At 70.2% G+C, this 19,112-nt stretch carries 17 protein-coding genes and 1 tRNA gene; 11 read left to right on the plus strand and 7 right to left on the minus strand.

The genetic code is table 11. From position 1 onward, the window contains the following. The first annotated feature begins 18 nt into the window (after nt 1-18). Nucleotides 19-870 carry an alpha/beta hydrolase gene (locus tag AB0I89_RS17410; protein ID WP_357127182.1) on the plus strand — a complete coding sequence of 284 codons (852 nt, stop codon included), beginning with the start codon at nt 19-21 and terminating at the stop codon, nt 868-870. A 6-nt stretch (nt 871-876) separates the two neighbouring features. Here AB0I89_RS17410 and AB0I89_RS17415 read toward each other — a convergent pair whose 3' ends face one another. Further along, complete coding sequence (locus tag AB0I89_RS17415) at nt 877-1,626, minus strand: helix-turn-helix domain-containing protein (protein WP_357127185.1); 750 nt, start codon at nt 1,624-1,626, stop codon at nt 877-879. Nucleotides 1,627-1,657: 31 nt separating this feature from the next. Further along, nucleotides 1,658-1,734: transfer RNA gene (locus AB0I89_RS17420), tRNA-Leu, on the minus strand. Nucleotides 1,735-1,831: 97 nt separating this feature from the next. On the opposite strand from AB0I89_RS17420, the gene AB0I89_RS17425 reads away from it, so the two are divergent. The 8 genes from AB0I89_RS17425 to polA all read left to right on the plus strand — a co-directional run bounded on the left by AB0I89_RS17425 (nt 1,832) and on the right by polA (nt 11,725). Next, nucleotides 1,832-2,455, plus strand: a complete 624-nt coding sequence (locus AB0I89_RS17425) for a response regulator (RefSeq protein ID WP_355049623.1) — start codon at nt 1,832-1,834, stop codon at nt 2,453-2,455. Between the two features lie 50 nt (nt 2,456-2,505). Continuing rightward, nucleotides 2,506-3,687, plus strand: coding sequence for a hypothetical protein (locus tag AB0I89_RS17430; RefSeq protein ID WP_357127189.1), 1,182 nt, complete (start codon nt 2,506-2,508; stop codon nt 3,685-3,687). Nucleotides 3,688-3,895: 208 nt separating this feature from the next. Beyond that, nucleotides 3,896-5,062, plus strand: coding sequence for a branched-chain amino acid ABC transporter substrate-binding protein (locus AB0I89_RS17435; RefSeq protein ID WP_357127192.1), 1,167 nt, complete (start codon nt 3,896-3,898; stop codon nt 5,060-5,062). Between the two features lie 111 nt (nt 5,063-5,173). Then, nucleotides 5,174-6,124 (plus strand): branched-chain amino acid ABC transporter permease, encoded by a 951-nt coding sequence (locus tag AB0I89_RS17440; protein WP_357127195.1) that lies wholly within the window; start codon nt 5,174-5,176, stop codon nt 6,122-6,124. Next, the gene (locus AB0I89_RS17445; protein WP_357127198.1) at nt 6,121-7,311 is read left to right on the plus strand and encodes a branched-chain amino acid ABC transporter permease; all 1,191 of its coding nucleotides are present in this window, start codon (nt 6,121-6,123) and stop codon (nt 7,309-7,311) included. Before AB0I89_RS17440 ends, AB0I89_RS17445 begins: the two co-directional genes overlap by 4 nt. Continuing rightward, on the plus strand, nt 7,304-8,224 hold the full coding sequence (locus AB0I89_RS17450) for an ABC transporter ATP-binding protein (RefSeq protein WP_357127201.1): 921 nt from the start codon (nt 7,304-7,306) through the stop codon (nt 8,222-8,224). The genes AB0I89_RS17445 and AB0I89_RS17450 overlap by 8 nt, the downstream gene beginning before the upstream one ends. Beyond that, entirely contained in the window at nt 8,214-8,924 is a 711-nt protein-coding gene (locus tag AB0I89_RS17455) for an ABC transporter ATP-binding protein (protein ID WP_357127204.1), read from the plus strand. The genes AB0I89_RS17450 and AB0I89_RS17455 overlap by 11 nt, the downstream gene beginning before the upstream one ends. A 101-nt stretch (nt 8,925-9,025) precedes the next feature. After that, on the plus strand, nt 9,026-11,725 hold the full coding sequence (polA, locus tag AB0I89_RS17460; protein WP_357127207.1) for a DNA polymerase I: 2,700 nt from the start codon (nt 9,026-9,028) through the stop codon (nt 11,723-11,725). Between the two features lie 351 nt (nt 11,726-12,076). On the opposite strand, the gene AB0I89_RS17465 is transcribed toward polA, so the two are convergent. From AB0I89_RS17465 to AB0I89_RS17480, 4 genes are all read right to left on the minus strand, one after another. After that, nucleotides 12,077-12,427, minus strand: coding sequence for a DUF3140 domain-containing protein (locus tag AB0I89_RS17465; RefSeq protein ID WP_357127210.1), 351 nt, complete (start codon nt 12,425-12,427; stop codon nt 12,077-12,079). After that, a complete protein-coding gene (locus tag AB0I89_RS17470; protein WP_357127213.1) occupies nt 12,414-12,632 on the minus strand; it encodes a DUF2945 domain-containing protein in 219 nt (72 codons plus the stop codon). The genes AB0I89_RS17465 and AB0I89_RS17470 overlap by 14 nt, the downstream gene beginning before the upstream one ends. 35 nt (nt 12,633-12,667) lie before the next feature. Then, a complete protein-coding gene (locus AB0I89_RS17475; RefSeq protein WP_357127216.1) occupies nt 12,668-13,207 on the minus strand; it encodes a Uma2 family endonuclease in 540 nt (179 codons plus the stop codon). Between the two features lie 102 nt (nt 13,208-13,309). Beyond that, nucleotides 13,310-14,116, minus strand: a complete 807-nt coding sequence (locus tag AB0I89_RS17480) for a class I SAM-dependent methyltransferase (protein ID WP_357127219.1) — start codon at nt 14,114-14,116, stop codon at nt 13,310-13,312. Nucleotides 14,117-14,558: 442 nt separating this feature from the next. Here AB0I89_RS17480 and rpsA point away from each other — a divergent pair, with 442 nt between their 5' ends. Together rpsA and coaE are read left to right on the plus strand one after the other, a co-directional pair. Next, a complete protein-coding gene (rpsA, locus tag AB0I89_RS17485) occupies nt 14,559-16,058 on the plus strand; it encodes a 30S ribosomal protein S1 (protein WP_357127222.1) in 1,500 nt (499 codons plus the stop codon). Nucleotides 16,059-16,254: 196 nt separating this feature from the next. Further along, complete coding sequence (coaE, locus tag AB0I89_RS17490) at nt 16,255-17,439, plus strand: dephospho-CoA kinase (protein ID WP_357127225.1); 1,185 nt, start codon at nt 16,255-16,257, stop codon at nt 17,437-17,439. Between the two features lie 7 nt (nt 17,440-17,446). Here the strand turns inward: coaE and AB0I89_RS17495 are convergent, their stop codons facing one another. Beyond that, entirely contained in the window at nt 17,447-19,072 is a 1,626-nt protein-coding gene (locus tag AB0I89_RS17495; protein WP_357127228.1) for a hypothetical protein, read from the minus strand. Nucleotides 19,073-19,112 lie beyond the last annotated feature (40 nt).

Genomic DNA, 19,112 nt, shown 5'->3' on the forward strand with positions numbered 1-19,112 from the left:
GACTCAAGGGGGACGAACATGCCGTTCATCACCGTGGGCCCCGAAAACAACACCGCCATCGACATCTACTACGAGGACCACGGCTCCGGCCAACCCGTCGTGCTCATCCACGGCTTCCCCTTCAACGGCGCCACCATGGAGAAGCTCGCCGACCCCCTGCTCCAGGCCGGCTACCGGGTCATCACCTACGACCGTCGCGGATTCGGGGCCTCCAGCCAACCCGACACCGGGTACGACTACGACACCCTCGCGGCCGACCTCGACACCCTCATGACCGAGCTGGACCTGCGCGACACCATCCTCGCCGGCCACTCCATGGGCACCGGCGAGGTGACCCGCTACCTCAGCAGGTACGGCTCCGACCGGGTCAGCCGGGCAATCCTGCTCGCCCCGCTCGCGCCGTTCCTGCTCAAGACCGCGGACAACCCCGACGGCGTCGACGGCAGCGTCTTCGACGGCTTCAAGCAGGCCGTCGTGGCCGACCGGTTCGCCTTCCTCACCGCCTTCTGCACCAGCTTCTTCAACTACGAGCAGACCAGGGGCAAGCAGGTCAGCGAGGAAGCGTTCAAGGCGCACTGGGCCATCGGCGCGCTGGCCTCCGCCCGCGCCATGTACCAGTGCATCGACGTCATTCCCACCGACTTCCGCGCCGACGTGCCCCGACTCGACGTGCCGATCCTCATCGTCCAGGGCGACCAGGACGCCGTGCTGCCCTACCCGGTGACCGGCCAACGGCTCGCCCCGATGCTGCCCGACGGCACACTCGTCACCCTCAAGGGCGCCCCGCACGGCATCCCGTGGACCCACGCCGACGAGGTCAACAAGGCGATTATGGACTTCATCGGCGCACCGGCCATGGCCCGCGCGTGACCGTGCTCAGGACTTCGGGCCGACGTGTCGGTCGAGGGTGGCGACGGCGTCACGCCGCGCCACCGACAGGCAGTTGCGGCGGTTCATCCGCCAGGCGATACCGAGCAGGTCCAGACTCCACTGGCAGAGCCCCATGATGTCGGTCGACTCGTTGACGAACATGTAGCGCGGGTAGACGTAGTCCCTGCCCCGCACGGTCACCCGGTTGGCGAACCGGCAGCCGTCGGAGTGGAACAGACCGCGCAGGAAGTCGCCGGGGTGGCTCTCGACGAGCGACAGTTGCCAGTCGGCCAGAACGATCGGTCGCTCGTGCTTCTTGCCGGGACCGTGCTGCGGAAACAGACACGGCCAGTGCATGCCGCTGCTCTCGACCGAGACGCAGCCCTGCTTGGGGACTCGCTGTACGCGTGACGCGAGCACGGAGAGCATGGCTGACTCGCACGCGTCGACGAGGTGTGGATAGCTAGCCGTGCAGGCGATTCGTAGTACCGGCACCTTCGGTGAGACGGCCAGATGGCCGTCGCCCAGGTAGAGGCCGAGCAGGTAGACGTAGGCGGCGGGGTCTGTCGGACTGTCGACACCGTCGCGACAGCGGAAGCACCGAAGCTGCGTGCCTCGGAGGCGAGCCTCCGGGCGATCGGTACACCAGTGCCAGACTGTCCGGTACGGCACTCCGGTCGCGCGGGCGGTGTCGGCAACCGTGCTGCCGGCGAGGAACATCTGCCGTGCTCGTGCGCGAATCTCAGGTGGGTGCACGAGAGGATTCTCGAACACCCGTACGACAATTTGGTGCCCCCGGTGGGATTCGAACCCACACTGTCGGAGGTTTGAGCTCCGTTTCTCTGCCAGTTGGAATACGGGGACGCTTCCCTGATTCGGCCCTGACAGGATACCCACTACGCTGAGAGCGGTGACACCCGGCTGGGCGGGTGTCGGGTTCTAACTGGTGGGGGTAGGGCTGGTGGCTGAGACGCCGACGGATGCCGAGCGCAGGCGCGTACTGATCGCCGAGGACGAGGCGCTGATCCGGCTGGACCTCGCCGAGATGCTGGTCGAAGAGGGCTACGAGGTGGTGGGGGAGGCCGGCGACGGCGAGACCGCCGTGCGCCTCGCCGAGGAGCTGAAGCCCGACCTCGTCATTCTCGACATCAAGATGCCGATCATGGACGGGCTGGCCGCCGCCGAGCGGATCGCGGGCGCGCGGATCGCTCCGGTGATCATCCTCACCGCGTTCAGCCAGCGGGATCTGGTGGAGCGGGCGCGGGCGGCGGGCGCGATGGCGTACCTCGTGAAGCCTTTCCAGAAGAGTGACCTGGTCCCGGCGGTGGAGATCGCGTTGTCGCGGTATTCGGAGGTCGCGGCCCTGGAGGCCGAGGTCGCGAGCCTGACCGACCGCCTGGAGATCCGCAAGACGGTGGAGCGCGCCAAGGGCGCGCTGATGACGACGTACGGGATGACCGAGCCGCAGGCGTTCAAGTGGATCCAGCGCACGGCCATGGACCACCGGATGACCATGAAGGAGGTCGCCGAGCGGATCCTCGCGGAGACCGCCGGCGGCGAGGTGGCGCAGCAACCGTCCGTCTGAACCCTGGTCGACCCTCGGCGGCGGGTGATCGGATCGATAGCATCAGTTGCGTGTCGGTCCGGCGTACGGTCGCGGTGGTCGGGGTTGTCGTCACGCTGCTCGCCGGCTGCCGGGCCGCCGACGACGGGCGGCTCCCCGAACCGGTGCGTCCACGGTGGGAGATGGCCGATCTGCCGGTGCCCCCGGGTGCGCCGGGTCGGCTCATCGCACGTGATGTGACCGCCTGCGCGGGTCGGTGGTACGCCGTCGGCGCGGTGGGCGCGCCCGATGGTGGAACCCGGCCGGCCGCCTGGCGGAGTGTGGACGGTCGCGGGTGGACGTCGTTGCCGTTGCGGCCGATCAGCTACTACGGCGAGCGCGCGATCATGTACGCGGTCGGCTGTCACGAGGGTCGGATCGCCGTCATCGGGGCACGGTCGGGTGGCGCGCACGGCAATCCGCGGGTGCGGACGTGGCGGCAGGACGCCGACGGTGGTCTGTCCGAGGTGCCGGCGGAGTTCGAGCTGTACGGCGGACCGGAGGCGGTCAGCGCGAGTCGTATCGCGGGTGGCGCTGGCGGGTGGCTGATCGCGGGCGCCCGCACGGGTGGGGCGGCGGTGTGGCGTTCCGCGGACGCGACCGACTTCGCGCTGGTCGACGATGCTCCGGGGCTGGCCAGTGACGCGGGGTTGACGACGATCGCCACGGATGTGGTGGCGGCGCCCGATGGCTGGCTGGTCGCGGGCGGGGGTCGGCCGGCGGGTCGGGCGGACCGTGATCCGTACGTCTGGTCGTCGGCCGACGGCCGGGCGTGGACGCGGACGGCGTTGCCGGCGACGGGTGCGGACGAGGTCGCGCAGCGTCTCGTCCGGGTGGGTGCCGTGGTGTACGCCCTGGGGGTGCGCGGGAGCGCATTCCAGGCCTGGAAATGGTCGCCTGGGGCGACGGTTGGCGCCGAAGAATGGCGGGCCGTCGCGGATTTCGGGGCGACGGGCGCGGGCGCGGTGGCGGGGGTGGAGGCGGTTGCCGGCGACGGCGGCGTGGTGCTGGCGATGACGGTGGCGAGCGACGGGCACCGGCTGTGGCGGTCCGCCGAGGACGCCTCGTCGTGGGTGCCGGTGACCCTGCCAGGTCACGTTTCCGCTGGTGGGGACACGTCGGCGGCGGTCGCGGCAGCGGACGGTCGGATGGTGGTCACCGTCGACGACGGGGTGGCGGCGCGGGTGTGGTTCGGGCCTTCTGGGCCCGTTTGACGAGTTGTCGACAGGCGCCGATGTGACATCTAAACGCGAGCTTTTCCGCTTCTGGTAACGGTTGAGTCAACGCCGCCTACGACACCTTACGGGGAGTAGTGGTTGTGGGATAACGTCCCGCCCCAGACCGGGTGAACGGTCCGGTCCGGTGTGGCCTTGGCGTTCTACGAGGCGCCACCGGGCTTCTGGACGGAGGAGGGTTCCAGCCTTGAGGCAAAACTTCGTGCGCGTCCTCGGCAGCGTCGCCATCGTGGCGCTTGTTGCCGGCGGCGCCAGCGCGTGTAAGAAGGACGAGGGCACGTCGGGTGGTTCCGCCAGCAAGGCGTGCGACCTCAAGATCGGTTTCTTCGGGGCGCTCTCGGGCGCCGACGCCGGCCTGGTCACCCCGATGAAGCAGGGTGCCGACCTGGCCGTGGAGAAGTACAACGCGGAGAACGCGGACTGCAAGGTCACCGTTCAGGCGTTCGACTCGCAGGGCAAGGCCGACCTCGCGGGTGGTCTCGCGACCAGCGCGGCGGCCGACACGAAGATCGTGGCGATGGTCGGGCCGGCGTTCTCCGGTGAGAGCGAGGTCGCGCTGCCGATCTTCGACACCGCGGGTCTGTCCGTCATCAGCCCGTCGGCCACGCGACCGAGCCTGTCGACGAAGGGCTGGAAGGTCTTCCACCGCGGTGTGGGTAACGACTTCTCCCAGGGCCCGGCCGTCGCCAGCTACATCAAGAACGTGCTGAAGTCTGACAAGGCGTTCGTCATCGACGACCAGTCGGCGTACGGCGCGGGTCTGGCCGACGAGGTCAAGAAGGGCCTCGGCTCGGTGGTCATCGGCACCGACAAGGTGGTCGACAACGCGCAGGAGTTCGGTGCGCAGATCTCCAAGGTCAAGACCAGCGGTGCCGCTGTTCTCTTCTACGGCGGTTACACCGAGGAGGCGGCGCCGTTCCTGAAGCAGCTGCGGGCTGCGGGCTGGACCGGCACGTTCATCGGTGGTGACGGCATCAACGACGCGAACATGCTGTCGGTCGCCGGTCAGAAGGACGTCGAGGGCACCATCGCCACCTGCCCGTGTGGCCCGGCGACCGCTGCCAAGGGCACCTTCGTGACCGACTTCAAGGCCAAGTACAGCGTGGACCCGGGCGTGTACGCCGACGTCTCGTTCGACCTGGCCAACATCTACCTTGAGGCGATCAAGGCCGGCAAGACCACCCGCGCCGACATCCAGGCCTTCCTCTCGACCTACAACAAGGCCGGTTCCGCCTCTGGCGTGACCTACAAGTGGGAGCCGACCGGCGAGCTGGACCCGGCCCAGGTCAAGGTGTGGGCCTTCAAGGCGAAGGCCGGCGCGTGGGCTCCGGACGTGGAGATCCCGAAGGCCTGATCCCCGCCAGGGTCACAGGTTTGAGGGCGTGACGATAAGAGTTGTCTCAATGCGGCCGGGGTTGCGAAATCCCGGCCGCATTGGCTCAACGCAACACCCTTCGGAGCATCGGTGGACTTTGCAGAACTCGTCCGGGGCTTCCCGGAACTGACCACAACCGGGTTGGTGCAAGGCGCGATCTACGCGCTCATCGCCCTCGGCTACACCCTCGTCTACGGCGTACTCCGCCTGATCAACTTCGCGCACTCCGAGGTCTTCATGATCGGCACCTTCGGTGCCATCTGGACCTGGGCGGCCTTCGGGCTCGACAGTAACAGCGGCGCTCCGTCGGTAGGCCGCTCGCTGCTGCTGATCGCGCTGGCGATCGTCGTCGCGGCGCTGCTGTCCGGCAGTGTCGCTCTGCTCATCGAGGTTACCGCATATCGGCCGCTGCGACGGCGTAACGCGCCGCCGCTGGCCTTCCTGATCACGGCCATCGGCGCCTCGTACGCGCTGATGGAGCTGATGGGAACGCTGACCCAGCGGCGTCAGATCGGCGCCCCGGCCCTGCTGCCCGCCGACACGCTGTTCAAGATCGGTGGCTGGAGCGTCACGCCGGTGCAGATGCTGACGCTGAGCGTGGCCATCATCATGATGGTGGGGCTGGACTGGTTCGTTAACAAGACCCGGTTCGGCAAGGGCATCCGCGCCGTGGCGCAGGACGCCAACACCGCCGCGCTGATGGGTGTCAACAAGAGCCGAGTGATCGCGTTGGTCTTCGTGCTGGGCGGTCTGATGGCCGGCGTCGCCGCCGTCTTCAGTGACATGAAGAGCGGAAACACCCGCTACAACATCGGCTTCCTGCTCGGGCTCAAGGCGTTCTCCGCCGCAGTGCTGGGCGGTATCGGCAACCTGCGGGGTGCGGCGATCGGCGGCATCCTGCTGGGTCTGGTCGAGAACTACGGGTCGGCGCTCTTCGGCTCGCAGTGGCGGGATCTCATCGCGTTCGTGGTGCTGATCGTCCTGCTGATGTTCCGGCCGACCGGCCTGCTTGGCGAGTCGTTGGGGAGGGCGCGGGCATGACCGCTCTGCGAGAGCGCTGGCACTCCGCTTCGAGTGCCATCGGTCGGCGGGTCGACGGGCTGCCGAAGTCCGCCCGGATCACCGGGTTGCTGGCCTTCCTCGCCTTCCTCTACATCCTGCCGAACAAGTGGTTCTACGAGTACCTGAACATCCCGGGTCTGTGGATTCCGCTGTACACCACGCGCAACGACATGGCGGCGGTGCTGTTCTACTGCGCGTGGATCGTGCTGCTGTCGCTCGGTCTCAACGTCGTGGTGGGCTACGCGGGTCTGCTGGACCTGGGATTCTTTGGCTTCTTCGCCGTCGGCGCGTACACGGTGGCGTTGTTGACGTCGCCGGAGAGCAAGCTCATCACCGAGTACAACTGGCTGGAGAGCCCGTGGCCGTGGTTGGTCACGGTGCCGATCGCGATCGCGCTGGCGCTGTTGTCCGGTGTGCTGCTCGGGGCTCCGACGCTGCGGCTGCGGGGTGACTATCTGGCGATCGTGACCCTCGGTTTCGCGGAGATGATCCGGATCGTCGCCAAGAACCAGGACTGGGTCCTGAACGGCGACCGGGGCATCCCGCAGGTGGGCCACCCGCCGGGCAAGTACCCGGACGGGACGGCCATCTTCCAGTTCGAGTTCAAGCCGTACTACTGGCTGCTGCTCACCGTGATCATCGGTGCGGTCTTCCTGATCCGGAACCTGGCCAACAGCCGGGTGGGTCGCGCCTGGGTGGCGATCCGTGAGGACGAGGACGCGGCGGAGCTGATGGGCGTGCCGACGTTCCGGTTCAAGCTCTGGGCGTTCGCGATCGGCGCGGCGGTCGGCGGACTGTCCGGCACGTTGTGGGCCGGTCAGGCCAACTTCGTCAACTCGTCCACGTTCTCCCTGGAGAATTCGATTCTGGTGTTGGCGGCGGTGCTGCTCGGTGGCGCCGGCAGCATCGGTGGCGCGATCCTCGGCGGCTTCCTGGTCATCTACATTCCGGAGTGGCTGCGGTCGGTGGGTGACGTCTTCGGTCTGCCGGAGACGGCCACCGTCTTCGGCAACGACTTCGACGTCAGCCCGACGTCGTTGCGGTACTTCATCTTCGGGGTCCTGCTGATCATCGTGATGATCTTCCGCCCGCAGGGTCTGTGGCCGAACCGGCGGCGTGCCGCCGAGCTCAAGGACCGGCAGAAGGAGGTGGCTGTCGTTGAGTGAGCCACGGATGGGTAGCGAGCGCGACGTCACCAGCGAGCGTGACATGGCGATCGACGCGCGGACGACGGTGGGCAGCCCGGCGGAGACCTCGTCGACGCCGGACGAGGCCGTCAGCGAGCCGGCCACCCCGGTCGACGGCCGCAAGCCGCTGCTGGAGGTCGACCATGTCACGCTGCGGTTCGGTGGCGTGGTTGCCCTCAACGACGTCAACTTCACCCTCTACGAGGGGGAGATCCTCGGGCTGATCGGGCCGAACGGCGCGGGCAAGACGACCTGCTTCAACGCGATGACGGGCGTCTACACCCCGACGACCGGCCAGATCCGGTTCCGGGGCGAGAAGGTCAGTGGCCGTAAGCGGTTCCAGATCACCAAGCTCGGGATCGCGCGTACCTTCCAGAACATCCGTCTCTTCCCGGAGATGACGGCGCTGGAGAACGTGCAGGTCGGCGCGGACGCCAACCACAGGACCAGCGTGCCGAGCGCCCTGCTGCGGTTGCCGCGGCACTGGCGGGAGGAGCGGCAGGGCAAGGCCAAGGCCCTTGAGCTGCTGGACTTCGTCGGCATCCAGGGTCGCTCCGGCGACCTGGCCCGTAACCTGTCGTACGGTGACCAGCGTCGGCTGGAGATCGCCCGAGCGCTGGCGACCGATCCCACGCTGCTCTGCCTGGACGAGCCGGCCGCCGGGTTCAACCCGGCGGAGAAGGTGGCCCTGCTCCAGCTGATCCGCAAGATCCGCGACTCGGGCGTCACCGTCCTGCTGATCGAGCACGACATGCGACTGGTCATGGGCGTGGTGGACCGGCTGGTGGTGCTGGAGTTCGGGCAGAAGATCGCCGAGGGGTCGCCGGCCGAGGTGCGCGACGACCCGAAGGTGATCGCCGCGTACCTGGGAGGTGTCGAGGATGCTGCTTGAGATCGACAACCTGAAGCTGCTCTACGGCCGTATCGAGGCGCTGCACGGCATCAGCCTGCACGTCGACCAGGGCGAGATCGTGGCGCTGATCGGTGCGAACGGCGCCGGCAAGACCACGACGATGAAGGCGATCTCCGGGCTGCACGCCATCTCCGGCGGCAGCATCAAGTTCGACGGCGCCGATGTCAGCCGGCTGCGCGCCGACCTGCGGGTGATCCGGGGGATCGGGCAGTCGCCCGAGGGGCGCGGCGTCTTCCCCGGTATGACCGTGCTGGAGAACCTGGAGATGGGGGCCTACACCCGCAAGGACCGGGCCGACATCGCCAAGGACCTGGCGATGGTGTTCGAGCTGTTCCCGCGGCTGCACGAGCGTCGCAAGCAGGCCGGTGGCACGCTCTCCGGCGGTGAACAGCAGATGCTGGCGGTGGGTCGGGCGTTGATGACCCGTCCGAAGCTGCTGCTGCTGGACGAGCCGTCGATGGGGCTGGCGCCCAAGCTGATCCAGCAGATCTTCGAGATCATCACGCGGATCAACGAGCAGGGCACGACGATCCTGCTGGTCGAGCAGAACGCGCAGCAGGCGCTGTCCCGGGCCCACCGGGGGTACGTGTTGGAGACCGGCCGGATCGTCAAAGAGGGCACCGGCCAGGAACTCCTGCACGACCCGGCGGTCAAGGAGGCGTACCTCGGGGTGGCCTGAGTCACCGACGACGAAACGGCCGGCGGGCGATCGCCGGCCGTTTCGTCGCGTCTGCGAGGCGACGACGAGGGTTGTCGGTGCGACGGACTAGAGTCGCTGCCGTGACAGCTACGACGCCGCGCCTGCTCCTCGTCGACGGACATTCCATGGCATATCGGGCGTTCTTCGCCCTGCCCGTGGAGAACTTCTCCACCACGACGGGTCAGCCGACCAACGCGGTGTACGGCTTCACCTCGATGCTGATCAACGTGCTGCGCGACGAGCAGCCCACCCACATCGTCGTGGCGTTCGACGTCTCCCGGCGGTCCTTCCGCACCGAGCAGTACGCGGAGTACAAGGCCGGCCGCAGCGAGACCCCCAACGACTTCAAGGGCCAGGTCAGCCTCGTCAAGGAGGTCCTGGCCGCCCTCCAGATCCCGGTTGTGGAGAAGGAGGGCTTCGAGGCCGACGACGTCATCGCCACGCTCGCCTGCCAGGCCCGCGACCAGGGCATGTCGGTGCTGATCAGCAGCGGTGACCGGGACGCGTTCCAGCTGGTCGACGACCAGATCACCGTCCTCTACCCGCGCAAGGGCGTCTCCGACCTGGCCCGGATGGACCCGGCCGCGATCGAGACCAAGTACGGCGTCGGCCCGCAGCAGTATCGGGACCTCGCCGCGCTGGTCGGCGAGACCAGTGACAACCTGCCCGGCGTGCCCGGTGTCGGCCCGAAGACCGCCGCCAAGTGGATCACCACGTACGGCGGGGTGGAGGGCGTGATCGCCCGCGCCGACGAGATCAAGGGCAAGGCCGGTGACAGCCTGCGGGAGCGACTCGCCGACGTGATCCGCAACTACGAGATCAACCGGCTCGTCTCCGATTTGGAGCTGCCGCTGCGCCCGGAGGACACCCGCTGGACAGGGTGGGACCGGGAGGCGGTGCACCAGGTCTTCGACACCCTCGAGTTCCGCATCCTGCGCGACCGCCTCTACCAGTACCTGGAGGCCGTCGAGCCGGAGGCCGAGTCGGGCTTCGACCTGACCGGCGAGGTGCTCACCGAGTCGGGCGCGCTCGCCGCCTGGCTGGACGCCCACGCACCGACCGGCACCCCGGTCGGGCTCGCGGTCAAGCTCGACACCGGCCCCAACCGCCGGCACACCGCCTCAATCACCGGGCTCGCGCTCGCCAGCGCCGGTGGCGCGGCCGCCTGGGTCGACCCCAGCCGGCTCGACGCCGCCGACGAGAGCGCCCTCGCGTCCTGGCTCGCCGACGCGCAGCGGCCCAAGGTGCTGCACGACAGCAAGCCCGCGGTGCTGGCCTGCGCCGCGCACGGCTGGGAGCTGGCCGGCATCGCCCGTGACACCCAGATCGCCGCGTACCTGGCCCGCCCCGACCAACGGTCCTACGACCTGACCGACCTGGCCCTGCGCTACCTGCACCGCGAGCTGCGGGTGGACGTGCCCGAGACCGGCCAGCTCACCCTCGACGGGCTGGGCGAAGAGGGGGTGGCCGAGCAGAACCTCATGCTCCAGGCCCGCGCCACCCTCGACCTCGCCGACTCCATCGACGCCGAGCTGTCCCGGGACGGCGAGCAGTCCGCGCGGCTGATGGCCGGGGTGGAGCTGCCGCTGATGCGGGTGCTCGCCGGCATGGAGCGCACCGGCATCGCCGCCGACACCGACTACCTCTCCGAGTTGGAGGCGCACTTCGCCGCCGAGGTGAAGGCCGCCGCCCAGGGCGCGTACGAGGCGGTGGGCCGGGAGTTCAACCTCGGCTCGCCCAAGCAGTTGCAGGAGATCCTCTTCACCGAGCTGGGCCTGCCGAAGACCAAGAAGATCAAGACGGGTTACACCACCGACGCCGACGCCCTGCAGTGGCTCTACGCGCAGCAGCCGCACCCGGTGCTGGCCCACCTGCTGCGTCACCGCGACGTCGCCAAGCTCAAGTCGACAGTGGACGGTCTACTCAAGTCCGTCTCCGACGACGCTCGGATCCACACCACCTTCAACCAGACGGTCGCGGCCACCGGCCGGCTCTCCTCCACCGAGCCCAACCTGCAGAACATCCCGATCCGTACCGAGGAGGGCCGACGCATCCGCCGGGCCTTCGTGGTCGGCGCGGGGTACGAGTGCCTGCTCACCGCCGACTACAGCCAGATCGAAATGCGGATCATGGCGCACCTCTCCTCGGACGACGCGCTCATCGAGGCGTTCAACTCCGGGGCCGACTTCCACGCCGCCACCGCCTCGTCGGTCTTCGGCGTGCCGGTCGACGAGGTCACGCCGGACCAGCGGCGCAAGATCAAGGCGATGAACTACGGCCTGGCGTACGGGCTCAGCGCGTTCGGCCTGTCCCAGCAGCTCAGCATCGGCACCGAAGAGGCGCGCGGGCTGATGGAGAACTACTTCGCGGGCTTCGGCGGGGTGCGCGACTACCTGCAGCAGGTGGTCGGCAAGGCCCGCCAGGACGGTTACACCTCGACCATCCTGGGCCGCCGCCGCTACCTGCCCGACCTGGTGAGCGACAACCGGCAGCGCCGCGACATCGCCGAGCGGATGGCGCTCAACGCCCCCATCCAGGGATCAGCCGCCGACATCATCAAGGTGGCGATGCTGCACGTCGACACCGCGCTCGCCGACGCCGGTCTGCGCTCCCGGATGCTGTTGCAGGTGCACGACGAGCTGGTCTTCGAGGTCGCGCCCGGTGAGCGGGAGGCCCTTGAGGCGCTGGTACGGCGCGAGATGGGCGGGGCGTACCCGCTGTCGGTGCCGCTGGAGGTGTCGGTCGGCGTGGGCCGGGACTGGAACAGCGCGGATCACTGATCTTCCGGTTGTCCGCTGGTCGCCGTGGGGGTTCCGGGGCAGCCCGACCCGCTCCGGGCGGCAGGCTTGATCCCTGCGCGGGTCAGGCTGCCCCGGAACCCCCGACCTGGTCGGCGTAGTCCCGTCGTTGTCCGTTTTCTCTCGCAGCCATACCCGTCGGGTTGCATGCTGCCCGTCCGCTCTCGCGGCACCCGCACCCGACGAGGTGGGCATGCGCGATGATCCGCGCAACTTCGGGGAAAGTGCTGCATCCGGGACGTCTGAGGCAGCAACGTCGCCGAAGTTGCGCGGATCTTGGCGGCGCCTGGTGCGGATCCTGTGGCACGGAGTCCGCGGAGGCGGTCGGGGTCGCTACTTCATCGGGTCGTGGCCCCAGTTCATCAGGGACCAGCGCCACTTCGTGTCGCGCACGTTGCCGGACGGGCGCTGCGCCATGTGCCGGCGGACGTAGCCGACCACCTTGCGCATGTGCTTGTAGTCCGCCTCCGAGAGGTCGGCGCGCTTGCGGCGGAGCAGGTTGATGATCTTCCGGCCGGACTCGTGCCCGACCGACTCGCCGCCACCGGTACGGCCACCCTTGTGCCAGCCGACCTGCTTCGACTCGTCGGTCTCCAGCCACGTCGACAGCTCGCCGGGCTTCATGTTCACCGCGTCGGTGAACTCCCGGTAGGTGTCCCGGCCCTGCTCGTCAACTCTGCTCATGGCGCAGCGCCTCCGGGCGGTGGGCCACGTCGCGGCCCGTGCCGTCACTGCGGACCCGGTACTGCGGGTCGTTGGGGGCCGCGCTCACCGCCCGCCCGCGAATCCGCGTCCGCTCGGTGATCGTGCCCTGCACCACGCCGTACGCGCGGCTGCCATGGGCCGACCAGGAGACACGGTCGCCCTGGTGGAATCTCTGTTCGGCCATGCCCCCGGCTACCCGACCCCGCCGGGGCGAAACGGCTACGGCCTGATCTCGGCGATCGACAGCTTCATGTCGAACGGCTCGGTCAGCTCGATCACGTCGGCACCGTCGGCGACCAGCTCGTACTGCCGCTCACCGCCCGGACCGACCCGGTACGCGTACACGTGTACCGGGTCCTGCTCGATCCGCCAGTAGAAGGGAATGCCGGCAGCGGCGTACTCACCAGGCTTGGCGAACCGGTCGATGCGGCGGGTGCCAGGCGAAACGATCTCCACGGCGAGTACGACGTCGTCTGATCGCAGGATGGAACGGGCGGACGCCACTCCGGCACGGTGCAACAGCACGTCGGGCTGTCGGCTCGTGTTGTGGCTGAGCCTGACACCGATGGCCTGGGCGGCGCCGAGGTGCTTCGGCGCGTGGCTGTGTAGCCAGAGCCACAGCAGGCTGGAGATGTTCTGATGGCCCAGGGTGGGGGAGGGTGTCACCTGGATAACTCCGGCGACGAGTTCGACGCGGGGGGCGTCGTCCGGCAGGGTGAGCAGGTCCTCCAGCGTGTAGTCGGCACGCTGTTGCCGCATCGGGTCCGGACACCAGGGGCCAGGTGATGTCGGCTCGGCGCTCATGGGGTCGAGCTTACCGGCGATCGATGGACTGCAGGTCGGACCGCGGGTGCGACGCGCTCACCCCGCGGGCTTCTCGGTGACGAAGATGGCGGTGCCGGGGAAGAGCCGTCCGCGCAGCGGGCTCCACTGCCCCCAGATGCCCTCGTGTCCCTCCGGCCACTCCGGCTCCACGAGGTCCAGCAGCCGGAACCCCGCGCCGACCAGTTCCCGGATCCGGTCACCGAGGGTCCGGTGCTGCTCGACGTAGGTCGCCACGCCGTTCTCGTCCTGCTCGACGTAGGGGGAGCGGTCGAAGTACGAGTGCACGGCCTTCAGCCCGCCCTCGCCGGGGTCGTCCAGGAAGATCCAGCGCATCGGGTGGGTCACCGAGAACACCCACCGGCCGCCCGGACGCAGCACCCGGTGCACCTCGGCGAGCAGGGCCGCCGAATCGTCCACGAACGGGATCGCCCCGAACGCCGTGCAGGCCACGTCGAACGACCGGTCGGCGAAGGGCAGCGCGAGCGCGTCGGCCTGCACCAGCGGGACGCGTACCCCGGTGGCCTCGGCCGCCTTGGCGGCGTGCCGCAACATGCCGGCGGACAGGTCGAAGGCGACCGGCCGCGCGCCCTGGGTGGCGAGCCAGCGGGCGGCCGCGGCGGCGCCGCAACCCACCTCGAGCACCCGTCGTCCCGACACGTCGCCGAGGAGGTGGGCGTCCGCCTCGCGCAACCCCTCCGGGCACCAGACGAAGTCCACGTCGCCGAGGAACGCGCCGTGCTCGGCCTGGTAGTCGTCGGCGTCGGTGTCCCACCAGCCACGGTTGGCCCGCCGGACCTCGGCGTCACCCACGCCGCGCCGGGTCACCCGGCTGTCGTCATCCACCCGCTCACGCTAGGCCCCACCCACCCCATTGGGTGCGGCGGCGCGTCCGGCTTCGGGGAAATCGGGGTCTCCGGGGCGGCGGGATGGCCCGGTTTCCAGGAAGCCGAGTCGGTCAAACCGGGTCCGACCAGCCGACGGCTGGGTCCGCTGTGACCTACGAGACAGCAGGGGTCATTTCCGGGCGATTGTTCGGCTTTCGCAGGTCATCGCGCGGCGAGGAGGCGGGAGGGCTTGCACGCTGTGGTAATGCGCACGGTAGGCTAGACGATGCGCTCGCGGATCGCGTTGCCTCGGCAGGGAGCAGGTGCGCGGTCGTCGGAGCCACATCATGATCTCACTAGGCGATCGTTCGGTGTGCCCGGCGGCGGATCCGCTGGCGCGAACAGGTCACTGCGACACACCAGCCTGCTGTGACAACCCACCGACCGGAGCAACCGCCCACATGACGAGCAGCATCGAGGCCCCCTCGAGCGCCACCCGGGTCACCCACGACGATCTCGGTTCCGAGGAGGCTTTCCTCGCCGCGATCGACGAGACCATCAAGTACTTCAACGACGGCGACATTGTCGAAGGCACCGTCGTCAAGGTCGATCGGGACGAGGTCCTGCTCGACATCGGCTACAAGACCGAGGGTGTCATCCCCTCTCGTGAGTTGTCGATCAAGCACGACGTGGACCCCGCCGAGGTTGTGACGGTTGGCGACCACATCGAGGCCCTGGTCCTCCAGAAGGAGGACAAGGAGGGGCGTCTGATCCTCTCCAAGAAGCGGGCGCAGTACGAGCGGGCCTGGGGCACGATCGAGAAGATCAAGGACGAGGACGGCGTCGTCCGCGGCTCTGTCATCGAGGTCGTCAAGGGTGGTCTCATCCTCGACATCGGCCTGCGCGGCTTCCTGCCCGCGTCCCTGGTCGAGATGCGGCGCGTGCGTGACCTGCAGCCGTACGTCGGGCGTGAGCTCGAAGCCAAGATCATCGAGCTGGACAAGAACCGCAACAACGTGGTGCTGTCCCGCCGTGCCTGGCTCGAGCAGACGCAGTCCGAGGTGCGTACCGAGTTCCTCAACAAGCTGCAGAAGGGCCAGGTCCGCAAGGGCGTCGTGTCCTCGATCGTCAACTTCGGCGCTTTCGTGGACCTCGGCGGCGTCGACGGTCTGGTGCACGTCTCCGAGCTGTCCTGGAAGCACATCGACCACCCGTCCGAGGTCGTCGAGGTGGGCCAGGAGGTCGAGGTCGAGGTCCTGGACGTCGACCTGGACCGCGAGCGTGTCTCCCTGTCGCTGAAGGCGACGCAGGAGGACCCGTGGCGGCAGTTCGCCCGCACCCACGCGATCCAGCAGATCGTGCCGGGTAAGGTCACCAAGCTGGTTCCGTTCGGTGCGTTCGTCCGGGTGGACGACGGCATCGAGGGCCTGGTCCACATCTCCGAGCTGGCCGAGCGCCACGTGGAGATCCCGGAGCAGGTCGTCCAGGTCGGCTCCGAGGTCATGGTCAAGGTCATCGACATCGACCTCGAGCGTCGCCGGATCTCCCTGTCGCTCAAGCAGGCCAACGAGGGCTTCGTCGAGGGCGAGGAGCACTTCGACCCGACCCTCTACGGCATGGCCGCGACGTACGACACCGAGGGCAACTACATCTACCCGGAGGGCTTCGACCCGGAGACGGGCGAGTGGCTCGAGGGGTACGACAAGCAGCGCGAGACCTGGGAGAACCAGTACGCCGAGGCCCGTCAGCGTTGGGAGGCCCACACCAAGCAGGTGCAGACCTCTCGCGCCGCCGACGCCGAGGCCGCTGCCAACCCGGCCCCCGCCGTCCCGGCTGCCACTGGCGGCACCACCTCCTCGTCCAGCCCGGCCCCGAGCCGGCAGAACGAGGAGCCGGCCGGCACCCTGGCCACCGACGAGGCGCTCGCCGCTCTGCGGGAGAAGCTCGCCGGCGGTAAGTGACCCGCTGAACGACGGCAGGCCCCGTCTCCCGCGATCCTCGGATCGCCGGAGGCGGGGCCTTCGTCGTACCCACCGGCCGTGTCGCACGTGGCGCCGCGCTCTCGCGAGCGGCGCGGGGTCTGGCCCGGGGTGTGCGACGGCACCGGGCGGGACGGGCCTGTTTGGCCGGTGGCCCGCGATCCGGTTGACTGTCCTGGTGCTGAGGGTGGGTTTGACCGGCGGGATCGGGTCGGGCAAGAGCGCGGTGGCCGCGCGGTTGGTGGAGTTGGGCGCGGTGCTCGTCGATGCCGACCAGGTCGCCCGGGAGGTCGTCGCGCCGGGCACCGAGGGCCTCGCGGAGATCGTCACCGCCTTCTCCGCCGGGGTACTGGACGCCGACGGCGCGCTGGACCGCGCCGCGCTGGGCGCGCTGGTGTTCTCCGACGAGGCCGCCCGCCGCCGGCTGGAGGCGATCACCCACCCGCGGGTACGGGCGCGTACCGCCGAGCTGGTCGCGGCGGCGGTGCCGGACGCGATCGTCGTCAACGACGTACCGCTGCTGGTGGAGGTGGGGCTCGCGCCGACGTACCACCTGGTGGTCGTGGTGCAGACGGCCGTGCGGACCCGGCTGGAGCGACTGACGCGCGACCGGGGCATGACCCGCGCGGAGGCCGAGCGGCGGATCGCCGCGCAGGCCGATGACGATCGCCGGCGGGCGGTCGCCGACGTGGTGGTGACCAACGACGGCAGTCTGGCGGCGCTGCACGACGCCGTGGACACGCTGTGGCGGCAGCGGCTGCGACCCTACGAGCACAATCTGCGGCAGCGGCGGGTCGCGTCGCCGCCCGCGCGCGACGACGCGGCGGAGGCCGACGCGAGCTGGCCCGAGCAGTACGCGCGGTTGGCCGCCCGGATCCGCCACGCGGTCGCCCCGGCGGACCTGCGGATCGACCACATCGGCGCGACGGCGGTGCCCGGCCTGGCCGCCGCCGACGTCATCGACGTGCAGCTCGCCGTGCCCAGCCTCGCGGACGCCGACGGGCCGCTGGCCGAGCGGCTGGCGGGCGCGGGGTTCCCCCGGGTCCCGGGGCACTGGTGGGACGATCCGCGTCCGGCCGGCCGGGGGCGGTGGGAGAAGCGGCTGCACGGCAGCGCCGACCCAGGTCGCCCGGTGCGGCTGCACGTACGGGCGGCGGACTCGCCCGGCTGGCGGTACGCGTTGCTGGTGCGGGACCACCTGCGCGCCGACCCGGATCGACGGGCGGCGTACCTGCTGCTCAAGCGCGATCTGGTGGACGCGGCGCCGCACGTCGGTGACTCCGGCACGGCCCGCGACCCCTGGTTCGACGAGGAGCACCTGCGGGCCGAGCGGTGGGCCGCGCAGACCGACTGGCGGCCCTGACCCCTGGTCAGCGTGTTGCGGGCGGTCGACCGGCGGCGCGCGGTGGCGGCGGGAGGCGGGGCACCACGGCGGGAGAGAGGTCCAGCTGTGCCCACGCGCCGGGGCCGGTGAGCAGCTCCACCCGGCGCAGCAACCCGTCCCGGTCGATCCAGTAGCGCAGCCGCGCGGCGCCACTGCGGAACTCCACGACGTCCACCGTCCGCCCGTCGGCGAGGTCCTCACGGAGGCGCACGGGGGCGCCACGCCGGGCCGCCGGGTCGGCGGCGGCCACCGCGGCGTCGACCAGCAGGTCCAGGTCGTCGCGGGCGGACCGGGTGGTCCGCCACGTGCCGGCGGGGACCGGGAACGGCGGCCGACCGGGCGTCTCGGCCGTGCCACCGCCACCGGCGTCGGCGGGCACGTCGGTACGGGACAGGCCGGCGGCGTCGCGGTGCAGGAGGGTCCGGCGATCGGGTACGCCCAGGTCGGCGACCGCCAGGTAGGCGGTACGGGCGGACCAGCCCAGCCAACCGGCGCCCCGCAGGTTGACCTCGACGCCCACCGGCGCGGCCAGCGTCAGCGTGGCGCCGCCCTGGCCGCGCAGCCGGGCCGGCAGCGCGTTCCACCTCCGCTGCTCGGCCTCCGTGAGCGCCCGGGGCAGGCCGGGTCGGCCGCCGAGCGCGTCCACCGGATGCAGCGTGGGACGGTCGATCCGGTCGAGGAGCACCGTGAGCGGCCCGACGCCGGGTAGACGTGTCACCAGCTTGTGCAGTCGGCCGTCCCGGTCGAGCCAGTACCGGGCCTCGTGGCTGCCGGCCGCCGGCGTGCCGGCCCCGGTGCTGGCGGCTGCCGCGGTGCTGGCCGGTGCCCCGGTGCTGGCCGGTGCCGCGGTGCTGGCGGCGGTGGGCGTCGCGGCGCCCAGCGACGCCTGGAGTACGTCCAGCGTCCCGGCCGTGACCACCTCCTGGGCGATCCAGCGCGCGTCACCGGCGGTCGGGATCGGGTCCGGGCGGTCGGCCGCGAGGCCGAGGAGCAGGTCGAGGACCGACGCCAGGCGCGTGCCGGGTGTCAGGTGACGCAGCCGCCAGCGGTCCGTCGGCGGCACCAGCGGAGGCGCGGCCGGGGTGGGTACGGCCGTCGGGTCCGGCCGGACCACCAGGACCGGGCCGGCGCTCTGCACCAGGCCCCGGTCGGCGCCCGCCCCCGGCCCGCCGACGTCCAGGTAGAGCAGGGAACGCGACCAGTCCACCCAGCCCACCAGCTCGGTACGGGCGGCGCCCTCGCCGGCGGTGACGCGCACACCGGCGCGCAGGTCCCGCAGGTTGGTGACCCGCATGGCGGCCAGCCGCTCGGCCTCGGCGACGGTCAGCGGCCGGGCCGGCGCGGGTGGGTCGGGCGCCCAACTCAGCAGCCCGAGCACCAGCGCCGACGCCGACGTCACGGCGGTCAGGGCGAGCAGGAGCAGCAGCGTACGCCGGCGTCGCCTGGCCCGGGCCGACCCGACGCCGCGGCCGGTATCGCCGACGGGGGTGCTCCGGTCCCTGACCTCGGCACGGCTGGGCCGGCCGTCCCTGACGCCGTGCCGAGCCCTGCGGTCCGGGATGCCGACCCGGGTGGTGTCGGGGGAGGGCGCCGGGGCTCCAGAGGTGTCCACGGATGTGAAACGGGTGGGACGGCATCGGGTGACGAGCCCG

Origin of the sequence: Micromonospora sp. NPDC049801, from assembly GCF_040656575.1 — a bacterium.
GTDB lineage: Bacteria > Actinomycetota > Actinomycetes > Mycobacteriales > Micromonosporaceae > Micromonospora.